This window comes from Legionella cincinnatiensis (genome assembly GCF_900452415.1).
GTDB classification, from domain to species: domain Bacteria; phylum Pseudomonadota; class Gammaproteobacteria; order Legionellales; family Legionellaceae; genus Legionella; species Legionella cincinnatiensis.
The window spans coordinates 1023246-1041053 of sequence record NZ_UGNX01000001.1; the positions used below are offsets into that span (position 1 = coordinate 1023246).

Sequence of the window (17808 nt, forward strand, 5' to 3'; positions counted from 1 at the left end):
CAAGCTAGCGAATTGTAAACAGACCCTACTTTTTTCTTGATTAAAAAACGGTTCCATCACTAATAATTTGGAGAGGAGGGGTGCCTAGAGAGCGTTTTTGTCTGGCAATTCGCCGTCCTGCTTCCCAAGTGCCGCCTTGCAAAATCTTAGCTAAGGGTAATTCAGTCTGATTTTTTCGTAATTTTTTTCTGATTAAATCAGCTAACTCATCTAATAAAACTACAGTGAGGGCACGCCATTCTACGATAATTTCTGCATCAGGTAAGTGTGCTTTTTCCAGATCTTTTTTATCTTTTATACGGAGTAACTCACTATCAATCAGTAATCCACCATTTCGGTATTCAGGTAATCCAGTGAGTTCATCAAGATGCGTCACTGAAATTCCAGCATGTTCTAAAGGTTCGATCAATGAATAGGTTAACCATTGGGATAATTTATGAAATGGAATATATTCAGAACCCAGTTCATTGGTTTTTAATGCCTTATGTTGCCAAACGTCTCCGAGGGAAATACCATGAAATAAAAGCCTGGCTGGCCAGACTGCATTAAATGTATTCAGTACTGTTTGAAAAATTTGTGGTGCTGTGAGCCGCTTATGGCTTGCTAATGAGCTGATGTAAGTAAAAAAATTGCCTAATCGGTGGTCTTTGCCAAAATGTTGCTCATCATGCTGTATGAGTGATCCTAATCGATTTAATAAGGCAAGTCGTCCGGAAATACCTTCCAAAGGGTTGCTTTGAGTGACTTGAAAACCTTGTTGAAGCTCGTGTTCACTAAGGGTCAATAAGCGTGCTGCATCTACTCTAAAGGGTTCAGATGAATAGGAACTAAAAACACCCCTTTGATAAAGTGATAAACTGGCTAATGCTAAGCCTTCTGAGCGTGAATAGGTAACTCCTGTTTCTGGTTCTTGGTAGCTCCAATATTGGCCCGCACCCGCATCTAAAAATACGCTGATAATAACGAGTTCATAAAGAATTTTTCCACGCTCCTCAATGGATAAGGAACTTAATTGTTCTTGCATTTTTTTTATGCGATCGATACCTCCGGCCTCAAAATGTCGCCACCGACTATGATAAGGAATATCTAAAGTGGGATAGTTATCCTGAATCACATCAATAATAAAGGATGCAGTGCTGGTCATTTTTTCAGGTTCTAAGACGAAGTATGCTGATTGATCGTGTTTTATTAGATCGAGAATTGCTTGTGACCTTATTCGGATCGTTCGAGGATCCATAAGTGTCGCAATAACTTGGTCAATTTCTGGTTGTTTATTACTCATGGAGATCACGTCCTTTGGTTTTTGCTAATTCATTGATATCTACAATACGCTCCGGGGAGTAATAACCGGCTGCTCGTTTGGCATTCATTTCTACCTGTGCGTCGGGTGGAACGAGTTCATCAGGTATGGTGACACGTTCTGCGATGTTAATGCCTGATTTGAGTAAGGCATCATATTTCATATTGGACATGGACACAAAACGATGAATTTTAGTGATGCCCAGCCAGTGTAGGACATCGGACATTAGTTCTTGAAAACGCATGTCTTGAACGCCTGCGACGCATTCCGTTCGTTCAAAGTATTTGGCTGCCGTGTCTCCACCTTTTTGTCTTTTGCGAGCGTTATAGACCAAAAATTTAGTGACCTCTCCTAATGCTCGGCCTTCTTTGCGATTGTAAACAATCAACCCAGCCCCACCTTTTTGTGCGGATTCAATAGATAATTCAATTCCATGAACTAAATAAGGGCGACACGTGCAAATATCAGAACCAAAAACATCAGAACCATTACACTCATCATGAATACGGCAAGTGAGTTCAATTTTAGGATCATGGATGGTGGTAACGTCACCAAAAAAATAGGCGGTTAATCCGCCAATAGGAGGTAAAAAAACATCCAAATCAGTGCGTGTAACCAGTTCAGGAAACATTCCTGCTGTTTGTTCAAATAAGGTGCGACGTAAGCGCGACTCTGAAACTCCAAAGCGCTCAGCAATTCCCGGTAGATACCAGACAGGCTCTATGGCTGCTTTAGTAACGGCGACATCACCGGATTCTTTTAATATTTTTCCATCTGGTTTTAATCGGCCTTTTTGTATCGCTGTATGTAATTCAGGAATATTAATATGGGCTTTGGTCACAGCGATTGTTGGTCGAATGTCGTATCCTGATTTAATCTCTTCGGAGAATACGCTGGCTACGAGATGCCCCCATGGATCAAGAGAGATAATTTTCTGAGTACCGCTCCATTGATGGTGTGGGCCTATAGCAACTGGCGGGGTGGTATCGGTTAGATCGGGAACATGTTCAGGATCCAAAACCCCTGCGGCAACAGCAAGAGCTCGGTAAACAGAATAAGATCCAGAATGAGTGCCTACAGCATTGCGATTTTTTATATTGGTGAGTGAAGCAATAACTGGGCCTCGCTCTTTAGGGTCTTGGGCCCCCCATTTTATTTTTAAAGGTACAGCTGTATGACCAGCTGGATGTGATGATAAAATGATATGACCTTTGGATTTTTTTTTTGATTCCTCTTGCACCATAGTATTAATCCTTTAAATAATAACTGCTTGATAAACTTATCATAACAGAAGAGATTCAAAGGTAGAAAGTATTCTATGTCAAGAAAACTGATGTTCTTTAGATAATTAAGACTATGGAGCTAAGCATTTATAAATTAGAGAGCATTGTACTGGGGTGACATTCCCGTTATGATGATTCAATTTTTATTTACAATCAGGAAGATTGGTTGATGACCATTTTAATTGTATGCTTGTTTCTTGCAACGTTGCTGCCTTATCTTCTAAAGCTCGTTGTTGCCAGTTTTATGCAAAAAGAGGGGAAATACGACAATCATTACCCAAGGTTGCAACAGGCTAGATTAGAAGGAATGGGTGCAAGAGCTGTGGCTGCGCATCAAAATAGTTTTGAGTCCTTGCTTGTATTTGCCATTGCTGTGTTGGCTGCAATTGCTACAAATCATGTGGGCACAGCAGTTCAAGTCTTGGCGGTTATTTATATTGTTTCACGAATTATTTATAGCTTTTTTTATATCATGGATATGGCTTCGCTAAGATCAGCAATTTGGTTTGTTGGTTTTTTTTGTTGCTTGACTGTTTTAGCGTTATGTATGATCTGATTATTTGTGAAATAAGAATTAATGCGTAATTATGTTGGAAAGGGTTTTTAATGCACGAAAAAAATAATATGCACCAAGTCTCATTACAGCCTTTGTTGGTTTTTGTAGTTTTAATGCTCATGGTCTTGATGCAAATGACTACCGATCAGTATGTTCCGTCGTTACCTGCTATTACTAAAGTTTTTAATACGAATGAAGCGTCAATTCAATTAACGCTTTCTCTTTTTATGCTTGGATTAAGCATTTCACATGTATTTTATGGTCCTTTGTCCGACAAAATTGGTCGCAAACCGCCGTTAATGTTTGGTGTTGGTTTAAGCATCTTGGGCAGCTTATGCTGCTTTTTAGCACCCACAGTTTTCGTTTTAATCATTGGTCGTTTTATTCAAGGTTTTGGTATTGGTTGTTGTGGTTCAGTAGGGCGCTCTTTAGTTCGAGATCTTTTTACAGATAGAGTTTTATCAAAAATTGGTTCCTATGTAGGTATCGTGAGCGTTTTTATTATGGTTGCCTCTCCTGTCCTAGGTGGATATATTCAAGAACATTTTGGGTGGCGCATTAATTTTTTATGTTTATTCGTGTTAGGTATCGTCATATGGCTTTTTGCATTATGTACTCTTCCAGAAACCAATAAAAATCTTAATCCAGAGGCAACCAAAATAAGAGTGATGCGGGAGAATTACTTCACTTTATTGCGCTCAAAAGTTTTTTTAGGTTATGCATTATGCGCGTGTTTTGCTTGCGCAGGGTTACTTGCTTATCTTGCAATTGCTCCTTTTCTTTTTCAAGATGTCTTAGGATTGAGTCCCATAGAGTTTGGTCAATTGACTATTTTTATTGCAGGAGCAATTTGTGTGAGTGGGATCATTAATAGTCAAATGGTGATGGGCAAAGGAGTATCTCATATGGTGTTTCTTGGGGTAATTTTTATGATTATTGGTGGCCTCACCATGCTTTGCCTGGCTTTTTTAGGGATGAAAAATGTTTTATCCATCATGATTCCTGTTTCTTTTTTTAGTGTGGGGGTTGGTTTTACTTTTATTAATGCCTTTGCCGGAGCTTTTCATCCTTTCCCGCATATGGCAGGCACGGTAGGTGCTTTATATGCTTGTATGCAAGATTTAAGTGCAGCATTATCTACGGGTATTGTTGCGCTTGGTAAATGGTATGGGCAGTATTCCTTAGCGACAATATTTCTTGTTTTGGGGGTAAGTTCTTTAGTTTCATGGTATTATCTAGCCTCTCAAGAACATTAAGGGGTATTTATGAAAATTACTGAGAGTGAATTAAAGAATATTATTGCCAAATTATCGGGTTCTAACGCAGATGAAATTCATGATGAAACTGCTTTAATAGAGGACTTGCATTTAGATTCTTTAAAAATTGTAGAACTGCTCGCCATTCTCAGTGAAGAATATAATTTAGCAGTGACTGAAGATGATGCGATGAATTTCCATACCTATAAAGATTTATTTGATTTTACGCAAGCATAAAAAAGATAAGTTGAAAACGAGATCTCTTTGCCTTATCAGAGTTTTTTCTGAAGAAACTAAAAAATGCAAAAGATCATTGTATGGACATTTGTACCACCTCTGTAGGTAAAAGTCCTCTCGTTAGTGTATTAAATTCTATTCTATTAAAGAAACTATGGGTATGGGGATTTTAAGAGGGAAAAACTTTGCTAGGGCAAGAAAAGAGATTTGGGTTCATTTAATCGTTTATAACCTCCTTCGTAGAATTATGTTAGACTAGGCTCTATTACATGGAAAGAAATCTTCTCACCTTAGCTTTAAATTTGTCTTACAATCATTTCGAATCCTTTATCCAGTTGATTTAGGCTCGTGAATACACTTACTTTACTCACACAAATTTTAGCTTACAAAAAAAAGAGATAACAACCTAATCGGCTTCAACCCAGAGCAGTTAAAAAAACCAAAAAGATTCCTTAGACTACAAAAACCTAATTAAAAACAGTTCGACATAAAAAATCACGTTCTTGAGTAAACTCTTCTCATCTAGATTTCCTGCAGCTTGTCCACGAGATCCAGAAATCTTGCGCTAGGATTAGATCTCTGGGGCCTTAACTGAACGTGAGTTTCATATAAGAGAACGTGGTTTTAGTTTGATCCGTTCGGGCTGAGGAAGCGCATAGCGCTGTCTCGAAGCCTTAGTACGAATTTTCAAGTTCTGGACTAAGGCTTCGAGACGGCATGAATGCCTCCTCAGCCCGAACGGTTCGAGATGGAAGCTGGATCTAAGAGGAAGGCTTGATCTAAAATAGATTCTTTATTAGCTCTTTGATTCCGTGGACAAGCCACGCGAAGTAAGCACGGGTCTTAACTGAACGTGAGTTTCGGATAAGAGAACGTGGTTTTCGTTTGCCCCGTTCGGGCTGAGGAAGCGCCTAGCGCTGTCTCGAAGCCTTAGTACGAATTTTCAAGTGTTGGGCCAAGGCTTCGAGACGGCATGAATGCCTCCTCAGCCTGAACGGTTCGCGATGGAAGCTGGATCTAAGAGGAAGGCTTGATCTAAAATAGATTCTTTATTAGCTCTTTGATTCCGTGGACAAGCCACGCGAAGTAAGCACGGGTCTTAACTGAACGTGAGTTTCGTATAAGAGAACGTGGTTTTAGTTTGATCCGTTCGGGCTGAGGAAGCGCATAGCGCTGTCTCGAAGCCTTAGTACGAATTTTCAAGTTCTGGACTAAGGCTTCGAGACGGCATGAATGCCTCCTCAGCCCGAACGGTTCGAGATGGAGGCTGGCTCTCAATAGATTCTTTATCTGATACCCACGTTAATTGGGTGCCATTAGAGCATATCAGTATGTGAGACGTCCAACTTATTATTTTCGCGCAAGAGGTGTTAAATAAAGCCTTGCAGCGATGGAGTCCAGAAATCTCGCGTGCTAGGATTAGATCTTTGGATCTCATGCATAAGCCTTAACCGCACGTGAGTTTCGGATAAGAGAACGTGGTATTACTTTGAGCCGTTCGGGCTGAGGAAGCGCATAGCGCTGTCTCGAAGCCTTAGTACAAATGTTCAAGTTCTGGGCTAAGGCTTCGAGACGGCATGAATGCCTCCTCAGCCCGAACGGTTCGCGATGGGGGCTGGATCTAAGAGGAAGGCCTGTCTAAATAGATTCTTTATTAGCTCTTTGATTCCGTGGACAAGCCACGCGAAGTAAGCACGGGCTTTAACCGCACGTGAGTTTCGGATAAGAGAACGTGGTATTACTTTGAGCCGTTCGGGCTGAGGAAGCGCGTAGCGCTGTCTCGAAGCCCTAGTACGAATTTTCAAGTTCTGGACCAAGGCTTCGAGACGGCATGAATGCTTCCTCAGCCCGAACGGTTCGCGATGGGGGCTGGATCTAAGAGGAAGGCTTGTCTAAATAGATTCTTTATTAGCTCTTTGATTCCGTGGACAAGCCACGCGAAGTAAGCACGGGCTTTAACCGCACGTGAGTTTCGGATAAGAGAACGTAGTTTTACTTTGATCCGTTCGGGCTGAGGAAGCGCATAGCGCTGTCTCGACGCCTTAGTACAAATGTTCAAGTTCTGGACTAAGGCTTCGAGACGGCATGAATGCCTCCTCAGCCCGAACGGTTCGAGAGGGAGGATGGATCTAAGATGGAGGCTTGATCTAAATAGACTCTTTATCCAATACTCACGTTAACTTAATGCTATTAACCTATGCTCCGCTTTTCTGGAGTTATTTTTATATAACTTGCTTCAACCTGCCCGTTCAGCCAAGATTCACCATCCCCCGTGATCTCTGAGGTTTTTATGAGGGTTTTAAAAGGGTACCTAAGCCGCTTTTATTACCCTTAGTAAAATACGCCATCAACATGCAAACAGCTACTGCCCCTGCAAGCGCTAATCCGCTATAAAATATAGAGTTTCTGAAAAAACCATTCGATTCAGGGTTTTTTCCATTGGGAGCGCTAGGGACTATCGATTTTTTCTCTGTAGGAGGAGTAGAAGTTTGATGCTCTTCATGAATAGGTAATTTATCCTCTTCATCAAGGATAGGACTCTTTGAAGAGCTGATAATAGATTGATAACGTTGTCGTAGGCTTTCCCATTGATTTCTATGTCTCTCTTCATAGATCTCAGCTTCTTCTTTAGATAAGGTACCATGGTTGTTTTCGAGATCGGACTGTTCAAAAAATTCCAAATACCTTGTATGTATGCCATCAATTGATTCTGCAAACTCTTTTTCGCTATAACGTGTTTTGGCGTTATGTTTTAATCGGATTTGTGCTTGTTTAGGGATTGAGCTATCTAGATCCATATCTGAATTTTCTTTTAAGTTTTTAACAAGATCAAAAACTTGAAAAGCAATCTGCGCACTGTCATATTCGCATAGTTTTTGTGTTTGAGTAACTGCTATAGAGGCAGAGGAACAATCAATTCCAGCAGACTCTCCTATTTTTTGGAGTTGAGCTAATTGTTTTTCAACTTCAGTTGTTGAATTTTTTTCATCAAGTATCCATCCGGCATAAGCTCTAGTATGTTCTTGCTCTAAGTAAAATTTTACTTGCTTAAAAAGATCAGCAAAATGTTTGGGATCATTTAATTTACCTTGCAATGAATTTTCCATATCAACTACAAGTTGTTTGGCAAACCCTAATAATTCGTTGATTTCAGCGAAGACAAGTTTTTGATTATAGCGCGCATCGTGAATCACTTTTTCAGTAGTTAATGCACTATATTTTTTAATTTGAATATCAATCAGTTGACCTAAAAATTCGAATAACTCTTTTTTATTTTTCATCGTGTGTCCCTTCTTATTTTGAGCAAGTAGATTATCTTATGACTTTAATTGATGCAATTAAATCATTTTGTTTGATTTTATTTTTTTACAATTAGTCCATGCGGACGAATTGTAAACACGCTTTATTATTCTCCATTTTTCTTAAAAGACTTATACTAAGAATAAGGAGGGGATTTTTTGTTAGGAAACAATATGAAAACTGAGCGCGGGTTATTGGTGACCACACAGTCATCGCAAGTAATAGAAAGCATTGATCATTTCCATCATCAAATCCTAGCTGCAGGTAAAGAACCTCATTTCATTTTAGAGGCAGTTAAAAAACATCCTGATAATCTGCTTCTCCAAGTATATGCCGCTTCATTTTATCTTTATGGTCAAACTAATCCTACTACAAAGAGAGCAAAAGAACATTTATTTCACGCGGAACAATTGTTGCATTCAGCAAATTTAAGAGAAAAATTAGCTTATGAAGCAGCTAAAGCTTGGATGAGCTTGGATTATGCAGGTGCTTTAACTCTGTTATCGGGTTTAACTACGATTTATCCACGGGATACTTTAGCCGCAAAATTTGCTGAATGGTTATTTTATTGTACTGGGCAAGCATACAATAGCCATCATTATTTGGTATTTTGTGAACGTATTGCTCCCTATAATCAAGATGAATCTCATTTTATAGCCATGCATTCTTTTGCAGCCGAATTATCAGGGCATCTATCAGAAGCACAATGTTTGGCTGAGAAAGCTCTTTTGCTCGAAACACTCACGCCATGGGCGCATCATACTCTAGCTCACATTTATCTTAATACCAGTAATTTGGCCAAAGGAATTGCTGTTTTAGAGACGTTTCGCGTAAGTTGGGAGGAGATTTCGCCACTTTTACGAGGTCATAACAGTTGGCATTTAGCTTTATTTTATCTTGCATTACGACACGTAGAAAAGGTCATGGCCTTATACCCTGCGATTTTTGGTTGTTCTCCAGAGGTGATTTCTGAGCAAATAGATGCTCTATCGTTATTATGGCGATTGGACATGGCTGGATTTCCTCAATTAAAACAGCTTAAAATTATTGCAGGTTATGTGGATGAGAATCCTTATACTCATTATATTGGTTTTAATACAGTTCATTATATATATTGTCTCGCGCGTTTAGGACGCGAAGATGAGGTGCGAAAAGCCATTCTATCTGTTGAAAAATACGCTAAAACTCTGACCAAAGGATACAGTCAGACACTTTGGCAAGAGGTCATTTTACCTTTAAGCAAAGGGATACATGCTTTTGTTGCTCATGATTTTCAAACTGCTCATGATTTTATGACTCCGTGTATTTCGAGACGTACAGAAATTGGAGGCAGTGATGCGCAATCTGAAATTTTAGCGCAGGTTTATTTGCTTTGTTTATTGCAAACAAATAAGAAAAAAGCGGCTAAGGAGTATTTTAATCTTCATTTGAGGCATTACAAAGGAACTCCCTTAGCTGACTTCTGGTTTGCTTGAACTCTTTTAAATGACCTCTAAAAGAGCGCTAGCAGCAATTCCACCACCACCTGCGGCAACCAGGAGTACTTTATCTTTTTTCTTAATGTCTGCATGTTCTCGTAAATAATCAAGAGCAATGCCTACGCTTGAGCCTGATGTATTACCCGTTTCCTCTACCGTTTTGATGATACGCTCTTCAGGAAAGCCTAATTGTTTTGCTACAGATAAAACTAAGTTCTTATTTCCTTGATGAGGCACCAACCATTGAATGTCGGTAGTGGAAAGATTTAATGCCTTGAGAAACTCTTGAGCTCCGTCTACCATACCGTGCACTGCTTTAACAAATAAGGCTGTATTTTCCTTGATGGTTATGTAAAACTGCTCAGAGTTGGGGCAGCTTGCTGCAGGCAAGCGTGAGCCTCCTGCGGGAGTAGATACTGTATCGCCGACTTCTCCATCAGCAAATAAAGAAGAGGCAATAAAACGAAAATCTGCACTTTCTTTATCGGTAGAAATAATGCAAGCGGCAGCTCCATCACCAAAAAGAACACTGGTCGCAAAATTATTTTTATTTAAAAATTTGGAGCGAATTTCACTAGCGATTAATAAAACGCTTCCCATACTCGCCTGAGTAATAGCTACACCTGTATGTAAACCGACGACAAAACCCGCACAAGCAGCCCCTACATCAAAAGCGCCAATATTTTGCAATCCGAGGCGATGTTGCACTAGAGGGCTAGTGGGTGGGGCTAGGTAATCTCCTGAAATGGTTGCCAGTATCAGTTGGTTGACTTTATTTTTTTCGGAAGGTTTTGCCGCAAAAAGTGTTTCTGCTGCAAGCACCGCTAAATCACTACATGCTTGATCCTCATTGACCCAGCGTCTGTTTCTAATTCCTGTTGAGAAACTGACCAAAGTGGGACTTTGAGTGCTATTCATCCAATTGAGTACATCTTGGTTGCTCATCACCTTTTCTGGTAAAGCGGTGAAGGGTCCTTTAAGATAAATGTTTTTTTCGGCACGTAACAAATTCATGATGATAATAATCCTTCTGAGCGCATGAGTGGTAAACCACCGCTTACGGTGAGCACTGAGCCTGTCATAAATGAAGTTTGGGACAATAAAGGATCCAGGGCTTCAGCGACTTGATCTGTTTCTCCCATCCTGCCTTGAGGAATAATTTGCGCCATTTTTTCTTGGTAAGCTTTTCTTTTCCAGAATTGTTCGGTTCTTGAGGTTTTAATCAAGCCAACACGCACAATATTGGATAAAATATTTTGTGCACTATAATCTACTGCCAAATTTAAAAATAATCCTTCTAAAGCGGCTTTAACCGTGCAGTATGCACCATAACGGCTAGTTCCTGTGATGGCAGAAAGACTGGAAATCAAAATGAGCCGCCCAAATTTATTCGCTAATAAGGAAGGCAATAATTGATGAATCAACCAAATATTTCCGTGCAAATTGTCATCAATATAGGTACGCAATGAAGGATAAGATAAAGCGTGTAATTTGCGCAGTTGATTTACACGCGTAAATGCATTGAAGATGATGCCGTCTAATGGTTCCTGGAGTAGATTTTGCAGTGCATCGTGACTGGCTTCTGGGTTGGAAAAATGATACACAAAACCCTGGATATCCATACCTTGTTGCCTATAGTATGCCAATGTTTTATTTAAGCTTTCTTGATTAGAGCTGGTTATAATGATTTTATCGCCAAATTGCAGACGTCGTTTGGCAATAGCTTGGGCTATATCTGACGATCCTCCTGTGATTAAAATATTCATTGGGCCCCCAAATCGATTAAGTGTTTAGCAATGCTCTCTATAGATTCATAATGTTCTTTAACTAAAGGCATTACCGGAATCTTAATCTTGAACTCACGTTCCAATTCAATGATTAATAAAGCTAACATCAAACTATCGAGTCCACCTTGCTCTAATTTAGCATGTGTGTCTTGTGGAAGATTGGTTAAACCAATTCTTTCTAATGCGTTGCGAATTCGTTGCATGTGCATGTATTTATTCCTTGTAATTGCTTAAAAGTAGTGCTTTTCTATCAAGCTTCCCATGCTGATTACGGGGTAGCTTTTCTAATAATTGCACACTAATAGGAAGTTTTTTGGGTAAAAAATGTTGTTTTAATTGTTCAGTAAGCATTTGTTCCGTTGTGTTGGTGCTGAATGCCTCTCGCTCCAAGTAGACAAGTAAACGAACACCATAAAGTTCATCCGCTAAGGGGAGTACAATTGCTTCTTTAATTTCTGCAAATTGACAAATTTTGTGCTCTATATCAATTAAATTTACTTTTTCACCGCCTATATTAACTATATAATCCAGACGGCCTTTAATTCTCACCAAGCCGGAAGGGAGTATCTCTGCTAAATCTCCGGTGTAAAACCATCCATTTTTGATTTTTGGTGATTTTTCTTCCCCAAGATAACCAAGCATCAGTTGGCTTCCTTGGATGAGCAACTCCTGTTCTTCGGATAAGCGCACTTGCCAATCACCTACTGGATATCCGGCATAATCTTTGAGAAATAACGGGTCGTTACTGGAGTAAGTTAAAACACGAGGAGACGCTTCGGTTAAACCGTAATTGTTATAAATTAAAGCATTAGGAAATGTGTGGATCAGATGTTCCCGTAAGTGTACGGCCAAAGGAGCTCCGGCAGAAACTATAGCTTTTATTTTTGCTGCACTGTTGGGATAGAGTGCTGCCATTTTAGTCATAGCCACCCAATGAGAAGGTACGCCACTCCACATTTGAGGCACTACTCCAGTTTCCAAAAGGTTTTTAATGTCCGTAAATTGGGTTATTAATTGGGTTTTTATTCCAGCGATTAATCCAGGGAGTAGTTGACCAAGTAAGCCAAAAGAGTACGATAAAGGTAAAAATAATAGTTGATCGTTTATCTTATAAAACTCCAATGCTTTGATCACTGCATGACAATTAGCAACAATATTGTTTAAAGAAAGCTGAACTGCTTTCGTTTGTCCCGTACTGCCTGAAGTAAAAAGTACTAGAGCTAATTCGGGATGATGGTGATTATGATTATTTTCTTGCAGCTCTAGAAGTTCTCCAGCTTCATTAATGGTCATGTTGGTACTTAAAATGGTTCTTTTTTGCTGATCGCATTCTTGATGAGAAATGAGGGCAACGGGTTTGCCAATGTTTAAAGAGGCTAACAATTGAATGACAAATAAAGGATGAGTTCTTGCTTGTAAAACCAGTATTCCTGGAGGTAGTTTTTGCAATCGCAAAGACATCTTTTGTATTTCTGCAGCTAATTCAGCAAAGTTTAAATTTTGATCTTCGCAGCTTAATGCAATTTTATGGGGGGAGTTTTGAGCCAGAAATTGCATGTTTTATCCCTCAACCTTATTTAATTTCCAGGTGGCTATGAGAGGAAGTGTATTATCCAATAAGTGTTGACGACAAAAATTTCGCCGAATTTTACCACTTGTTGTATGGGGCATGGATTTAAGTGGAATCAGGACTATGTGATGAATTTCAAGTTGATGTGTTTGATAAACCAGCTCAAAAATAGTATTGAATAACACTTCTTGTTCTTCAGCCTCCATAAAACGGTTTTTTACTTCACACATCACCGTAAGTTCATATTCATGATCGGTTTGTGTTACAAAAGCAGCACACTTACCAAGAAGCTTATGTATTGGGTGATGCAAAATTGAGTACTCAATATCTTGTGGATAATGATTTTTTCCATAGAGAATAATTAAATCTTTAATACGACCAGTAACGTAGAGCTCTTCTTCATGAATGAAACCGAGATCGCCTGTTCTTAAGTATTCTTGATGTGTAGCATCATTTTTGATTTTTCCATGAAACGCATGTTTTGTTTCTTTTTCTTGCTCCCAGTAACCATGAGCGACGCTATCACTTTGTACCCAAATTTCACCTACTTGATCATGGGTGCAAAGAGTCAAGGTGTCAGGATCAACAATTTTTACTGTTTGAATCAACTTCCCACAACCGACTAAGCTATGGCTTTGAGGACTTCCTTCTTCAACAAAATGGACGCGATGATCTTGGTAGTGCTCTTTGGCTAAAGTAAGCGTGTTGTAGGGAGTAAAAGGAGAATGGCCTGTTACAAATAAAGTGGCTTCTGCTAGACCGTAGCAGGGATAAAAAGCATTTTTATTAAATCCATAATCTTTAAATGCGTGATAAAAATGCTCCAGAGTTTCTTTGCGAATGGGTTCTGCACCGTTAAATGCAATTCCCCATGAGCTTAGGTCTAATCCTTGTTTTTTTTCTTCTTTAATCCGTTTGACACAATAATCATAAGCAAAATTAGGACTACCACTAATTGTTGCCTTGTATTTGCTGATATTTTGCAACCATGATAGAGGATTTTGTAAAAAAGAGAATGGAGACATCATTAAAACTGGGAAGCCTCCATAAATAGGCGTCAGAATACAGCCAATTAGTCCCATATCATGATGAGGCGGAAGCCAACTAAAAAATATTGTTTCATCACTCATAGCATAAGCGCGGTATATCTTATGTGAATTATCAAGTAAATTATTATGGCTGACTATCACTCCTTTAGGATGCATGGTAGAGCCTGAAGTATATTGCAGGAAAGCTATGGTATCTCTGCTAACCTTAGGAGCGCGCCATTCAGTACTTAGTGCTAATTTTATTTCATCGATAGTGATGCAGGGTATTTGATCAATATGAGGTACTTCCTCTGGGCCTGAATCACTAAATTTATGCACATGATCTGAGGTCATAATTGCAAATGTTGGTTTTGCATTACTAATAATTCGATGCGCTTTTTCAAGTAGTTTTTTTTGAGCAGGAGGATGAATAGGGACAGCAATACATCCTGCGTAAAGACAGCCAAAAAAAGCTTGAATGAATGGAAGTCCAGGAGAAAATAATAAGAGGATTCTATCCCCTGGTTGAGCACCGCGCGTTTGTAACACGGCAGCAACTGCTCGCGCGTGCTGATCCAAATCAGAATAAGTCATTTTTTCTTCTAAATTTTTATTAATAAAAGTACAACTTACTTGGTTTGGAGTATTTTGGGCTCTGAGTCGGACAACATCTACTAGAGATGGACAATCGATTATTTCTTTATTCATCTCTATCCTTAATTTTTGTGATATTGCAAAATTTGTCCTGCATAAGAGAGTCCTCCACCTACACTCATCAGGAGTATCTTTCCAGATCGGTCAAAAATTTTTTCTTCTACTGCTCTTGCTAAAGAATAGAGGATAGATGCGCCACCGATATTACCAATGGAGTCTGCGTCCCATATAATTGTTTTGTTCATCATGTGGTGTTCTTGAAGAATTTGAGTAATTAATTTGCGATTTACTTGATGAGGAATAACCCAGGTGATGGATTTTCTATCTTCCTCAGTGGGTAACAAATGAGTTAACATGTGCGTGTATTTACTATAGGCGAGTTCTTTCATGAGCGTTTCATCACCGACCAGATGGTAACCAACTGTATCTAACTGTTCTTTTGTAGGTGGAAAAACACCTTGGGTTGTAAACGCTTCAACATATTTTCCATCAGTAGAAAAAAAGGTTTTTTCAACGGAAAATGCACCCATTTCACTTTTTTCCAGAAGCAAGGCTGCAGCACCATCAGCCAATCCAATCCATGTTTTTTCATTTTCAGGATCGATGACCTTGGATAATGTTTCAGCGCAGCTGACCAGAACATTCTCATAACCAAGAGCCATTAAAGCATAAGCAAGATGCAACGTAGATAATGAAGTGGAGCATCCGGTTTTTAAATCGTAAGCTGGGGCATCAATTCCTAGATGTCCTAAAACAGCAGCAGCTTGGGATCCTGTGAAACGCTTATTTGTTGTAGAGCCTAGTAAGAAGGCATGAATTTTGGAAGGAATATCATTCATAAGTAACTTTTGTACGGCTGAAGTAGCTAGAGACTCAGCGGTCAATTTCCTTGACTTATCCATAGCTTCCCATGGTTTATGGCACCAATAACGAGAATAAAAGCCAAATTCCTCGCCGATTTTTTCGGCAAATTTTTCTAAAAAAGACAAAGACTTATCCGAGGTTCTGGGAAAGTTTTGTAAAATTTCTAGATTAGAAATCGGCGCAGAATCAGGTAGAACTCGAGATGTAGCGGTAATATCAAAACGAATATTTGGTCGCAAAATAAGCATAAATTACCCTTATTATTTCATTTTTTAAAACGACTGATGTATATGCGTTTCAATTATAGCCTTTTTTTTTTAAATTGACCTAGATAATTACGAGGTGTATATTTTATATAGTTTTATTTAAAAACAATTAAATATGTCTTCATTGTCTGCTGATAGAACTGCAATGAAATGGATAGAAAGTTTAATCGACGAGCATAGTTTTATTCCATTAATTGCAGAGTATACGCCCGATAATCAAATGCATGTACAATATGGTGCTGAGGTAATTACAGGGTTAGCTAAAGTAAATCAAAGGCCTGTTGCAGTATATGCTCATAATAATTCAGTCAATCGCGGTTATATTACCAGTCAAGGTGCTCGAAAAATTACCCGTTTAATGGATAGGGCTAAAGATTTACGTATCCCTATCGTCGCATTTCTTGCTTCACCAGGGATTTCTTTAGAAGGAAATTTATTAAGTGGTGATGGTTATACTCAAATTATTGCCCGAAATATTAATTTATCAGGGCTTATTCCGCAATTTGCTATTCTTGTTGCGCCAACGCTTGGTGCACCTGCTTATTCTGCAGTATTAATGGATTTGCTTTTTTTTAACAAACACCGCAGTTATTTAATGGTAACTAGCCCTATGGTCGTACAGCAAGCAATTGGTGAAAAAGTAAGTATGAGTGATTTAGGTGGTACGGCCATGCATGCGAGTACCACTGGTTTGGCTGATTTTGTGGATGACAGCTTAGTAGCACAAATTAATCATGTGAAAACGATGCTTCATTTTTTTCCTTCCCATAATTGTGAACATCCACCCATCCATGCGGTTCTTGAACCATTACATTCGATGCCTACTATTCCTGCCGATCCTAGAGTTCCCTTTAATATGCTTGAATTAATTCAAGCCATTGTAGATAACTCTGATGTTTGGCAATATAAAAGTACCTATGGTCAAGCAATGATTTGTGCTTTTGTCCATATTCACGGATATGCAGTGGGGATTGTTGCGAATCAAAGTATTCGTTTTAGTGGTGCAATTGATTCTGATGCAGCACAAAAAGCCTCTAAATTCATTCGTATCTGTGATGCTTATCGTATACCGATTCTTACGTTAATTGATGTGCCAGGATTTATGCCCGGAAAACGGGAGGAGCAAAAAGGGTTACTGCAGCATGGGGCTCGCTTATGTACCGCAATGCAAACTCGAGTACCAAGGATGAGTGTTGTTGTGCGTAAATGTTATGGAGCCGCAGCGTTTTTAATGATGCAAACCGTTTCCCAAAATGGAGATTTAGTTTTAGCTCTGGAAACTGCAAACTTGGGAGTCATGGGTAAGGAAACGACTAAAAAAGTTCAGCATACAGATGGTCAAGTAGCGACTGAGGAGCACACGCCAGAAACTTTAGCTCTTAATCCTTCCTTAATAGATGCTTTTGCTTCCGGTTTAATCGATGAAATTATTACTCCCAATCAAGTGCGTGGACGTTTGGCCCAACATTTAGAATATTTATACCGTAAGATGGATAGTTTGGGAGAGGCAAAACATTCGATTGTGTAGGCTAGGGAAACCAGAAACTGGGATGTTTGTTGGACACTATATGGATAAGAGATCGAGTTATTACTTAGACCCGTTCGGGCTGAGGAGGCGTACCAGCGCCGTCTCGAAGCCTTGGTAGGTGCTTTCGAACCCGATGCCAAGGCTTCGAGACGGCGTAAACGCCTCCTCAGCCTGAACGAGCAGGGGGTAATGATTTGCTTTTCTTATCCCAAACTCACGTTATTTAACGTTACTTATGGATAAGAGATCGAGTTATTACTTAGACCCGTTCGGGCTGAGGAGGCGTACCAGCGCCGTCTCGAAGCCTTGGTAGGTACTTTCGAACCCGATGCCAAGGCTTCAAGACGGCGTAAACGCCTCTCAGCTCGAACGAGCAGGGGGGTAATGATTTGCCTTTCTTATCCCGAACTCACGTTATTTAACGTTACTTATGGATAAGAGATCGAGTTATTACTTAGACCCGTTCGGGCTGAGGAGGCGCACCAGCGCCGTCTCGAAGCCTTGGTAGGTACTTTCGAACCCGATGCCAAGGCTTCAAGACGGCGTAAACGCCTCTCAGCTCGAACGAGCAGGGGGGTAATGATTTGCTTTTCTTATCCCGAACTCACGTTATTTAACGTTACTTATGGATAAGAGATCGAGTTATTACTTAGACCCGTTCGGGCTGAGGAGGCGCACCAGCGCCGTCTCGAAGCCTTGGT

Annotated in this window: 14 protein-coding genes; 5 read left to right on the forward strand and 9 right to left on the reverse strand. The window is 39.7% G+C overall.

From position 1 onward, the window contains the following. Positions 1 to 40: 40 nt before the first annotated feature. Together DYH34_RS04615 and DYH34_RS04620 are read right to left on the reverse strand one after the other, a co-directional pair. The gene (locus tag DYH34_RS04615) at positions 41 to 1282 is read right to left on the reverse strand and encodes a URC4/urg3 family protein (RefSeq protein WP_058465008.1); all 1242 of its coding nucleotides are present in this window, start codon (positions 1280 to 1282) and stop codon (positions 41 to 43) included. Next, positions 1275 to 2543 (reverse strand): GTP cyclohydrolase II, encoded by a 1269-nt coding sequence (locus tag DYH34_RS04620; protein WP_058465009.1) that lies wholly within the window; start codon positions 2541 to 2543, stop codon positions 1275 to 1277. The genes DYH34_RS04615 and DYH34_RS04620 overlap by 8 nt, the downstream gene beginning before the upstream one ends. 209 nt (positions 2544 to 2752) lie before the next feature. On the opposite strand from DYH34_RS04620, the gene DYH34_RS04625 reads away from it, so the two are divergent. From DYH34_RS04625 to DYH34_RS04635, 3 genes are read left to right on the forward strand one after another with little or no spacing between them, the layout of a single operon-like run. Continuing rightward, the gene (locus DYH34_RS04625; RefSeq protein WP_058465010.1) at positions 2753 to 3139 is read left to right on the forward strand and encodes an MAPEG family protein; all 387 of its coding nucleotides are present in this window, start codon (positions 2753 to 2755) and stop codon (positions 3137 to 3139) included. A gap of 50 nt (positions 3140 to 3189) precedes the next feature. After that, positions 3190 to 4395 (forward strand): multidrug effflux MFS transporter, encoded by a 1206-nt coding sequence (locus tag DYH34_RS04630; protein ID WP_058465011.1) that lies wholly within the window; start codon positions 3190 to 3192, stop codon positions 4393 to 4395. 9 nt (positions 4396 to 4404) lie between these two features. Next, positions 4405 to 4632, forward strand: a complete 228-nt coding sequence (locus tag DYH34_RS04635; protein ID WP_058465012.1) for an acyl carrier protein — start codon at positions 4405 to 4407, stop codon at positions 4630 to 4632. 2288 nt (positions 4633 to 6920) lie between these two features. Here DYH34_RS04635 and DYH34_RS04640 read toward each other — a convergent pair. Continuing rightward, positions 6921 to 7913 (reverse strand): hypothetical protein, encoded by a 993-nt coding sequence (locus tag DYH34_RS04640; RefSeq protein WP_058465013.1) that lies wholly within the window; start codon positions 7911 to 7913, stop codon positions 6921 to 6923. A 192-nt stretch (positions 7914 to 8105) separates the two neighbouring features. Between DYH34_RS04640 and DYH34_RS04645 the strand changes: the two genes are divergently transcribed. Beyond that, entirely contained in the window at positions 8106 to 9407 is a 1302-nt protein-coding gene (locus DYH34_RS04645; protein ID WP_058465014.1) for a tetratricopeptide repeat protein, read from the forward strand. 6 nt (positions 9408 to 9413) lie between these two features. On the opposite strand, the gene DYH34_RS04650 is transcribed toward DYH34_RS04645, so the two are convergent. Genes DYH34_RS04650 through DYH34_RS04675 form a run of 6 tightly spaced genes read right to left on the reverse strand, consistent with a single transcriptional unit; the run spans position 9414 to position 15561 of the window. Continuing rightward, entirely contained in the window at positions 9414 to 10424 is a 1011-nt protein-coding gene (locus tag DYH34_RS04650; RefSeq protein ID WP_058465015.1) for a 3-oxoacyl-ACP synthase III family protein, read from the reverse strand. After that, on the reverse strand, positions 10421 to 11176 hold the full coding sequence (locus DYH34_RS04655) for an SDR family NAD(P)-dependent oxidoreductase (protein WP_058465016.1): 756 nt from the start codon (positions 11174 to 11176) through the stop codon (positions 10421 to 10423). The genes DYH34_RS04650 and DYH34_RS04655 overlap by 4 nt, the downstream gene beginning before the upstream one ends. Beyond that, positions 11173 to 11406: an acyl carrier protein gene (locus tag DYH34_RS04660; RefSeq protein WP_058465017.1), complete on the reverse strand. Its 234-nt coding sequence runs from the start codon at positions 11404 to 11406 to the stop codon at positions 11173 to 11175. The genes DYH34_RS04655 and DYH34_RS04660 overlap by 4 nt, the downstream gene beginning before the upstream one ends. A 4-nt stretch (positions 11407 to 11410) precedes the next feature. Next, entirely contained in the window at positions 11411 to 12754 is a 1344-nt protein-coding gene (locus DYH34_RS04665; RefSeq protein ID WP_058465018.1) for a class I adenylate-forming enzyme family protein, read from the reverse strand. A gap of 3 nt (positions 12755 to 12757) precedes the next feature. After that, positions 12758 to 14503, reverse strand: coding sequence for a fatty acyl-AMP ligase (locus tag DYH34_RS04670; RefSeq protein WP_058465019.1), 1746 nt, complete (start codon positions 14501 to 14503; stop codon positions 12758 to 12760). Positions 14504 to 14511: 8 nt separating this feature from the next. Then, the gene (locus DYH34_RS04675; protein WP_058465020.1) at positions 14512 to 15561 is read right to left on the reverse strand and encodes a 3-oxoacyl-[acyl-carrier-protein] synthase III C-terminal domain-containing protein; all 1050 of its coding nucleotides are present in this window, start codon (positions 15559 to 15561) and stop codon (positions 14512 to 14514) included. A gap of 133 nt (positions 15562 to 15694) precedes the next feature. On the opposite strand from DYH34_RS04675, the gene DYH34_RS04680 reads away from it, so the two are divergent. Next, entirely contained in the window at positions 15695 to 17107 is a 1413-nt protein-coding gene (locus tag DYH34_RS04680; RefSeq protein WP_058465021.1) for an acyl-CoA carboxylase subunit beta, read from the forward strand. Positions 17108 to 17808: the final 701 nt, after the last annotated feature.

Excerpts from the sequence above, each read along its gene's own strand:
- DYH34_RS04680 (WP_058465021.1), top strand. The coding sequence starts at position 15,695 with ATGTCTTCATTGTCTGCTGATAGAACTGCAATGAAATGGATAGAAAGT.
- DYH34_RS04635 (WP_058465012.1), top strand. The coding sequence starts at position 4,405 with ATGAAAATTACTGAGAGTGAATTAAAGAATATTATTGCCAAATTATCG.
- DYH34_RS04640 (WP_058465013.1), bottom strand. The coding sequence starts at position 7,913 with ATGAAAAATAAAAAAGAGTTATTCGAATTTTTAGGTCAACTGATTGAT.
- DYH34_RS04655 (WP_058465016.1), bottom strand. The coding sequence starts at position 11,176 with ATGAATATTTTAATCACAGGAGGATCGTCAGATATAGCCCAAGCTATT.
- DYH34_RS04630 (WP_058465011.1), top strand. The coding sequence starts at position 3,190 with ATGCACGAAAAAAATAATATGCACCAAGTCTCATTACAGCCTTTGTTG.
- DYH34_RS04645 (WP_058465014.1), top strand. The coding sequence starts at position 8,106 with ATGAAAACTGAGCGCGGGTTATTGGTGACCACACAGTCATCGCAAGTA.
- DYH34_RS04620 (WP_058465009.1), bottom strand. The coding sequence starts at position 2,543 with ATGGTGCAAGAGGAATCAAAAAAAAAATCCAAAGGTCATATCATTTTA.
- DYH34_RS04670 (WP_058465019.1), bottom strand. The coding sequence starts at position 14,503 with ATGAATAAAGAAATAATCGATTGTCCATCTCTAGTAGATGTTGTCCGA.
- DYH34_RS04660 (WP_058465017.1), bottom strand. The coding sequence starts at position 11,406 with ATGCACATGCAACGAATTCGCAACGCATTAGAAAGAATTGGTTTAACC.
- DYH34_RS04615 (WP_058465008.1), bottom strand. The coding sequence starts at position 1,282 with ATGAGTAATAAACAACCAGAAATTGACCAAGTTATTGCGACACTTATG.
- DYH34_RS04625 (WP_058465010.1), top strand. The coding sequence starts at position 2,753 with ATGACCATTTTAATTGTATGCTTGTTTCTTGCAACGTTGCTGCCTTAT.
- DYH34_RS04675 (WP_058465020.1), bottom strand. The coding sequence starts at position 15,561 with ATGCTTATTTTGCGACCAAATATTCGTTTTGATATTACCGCTACATCT.
- DYH34_RS04650 (WP_058465015.1), bottom strand. The coding sequence starts at position 10,424 with ATGAATTTGTTACGTGCCGAAAAAAACATTTATCTTAAAGGACCCTTC.
- DYH34_RS04665 (WP_058465018.1), bottom strand. The coding sequence starts at position 12,754 with ATGCAATTTCTGGCTCAAAACTCCCCCCATAAAATTGCATTAAGCTGC.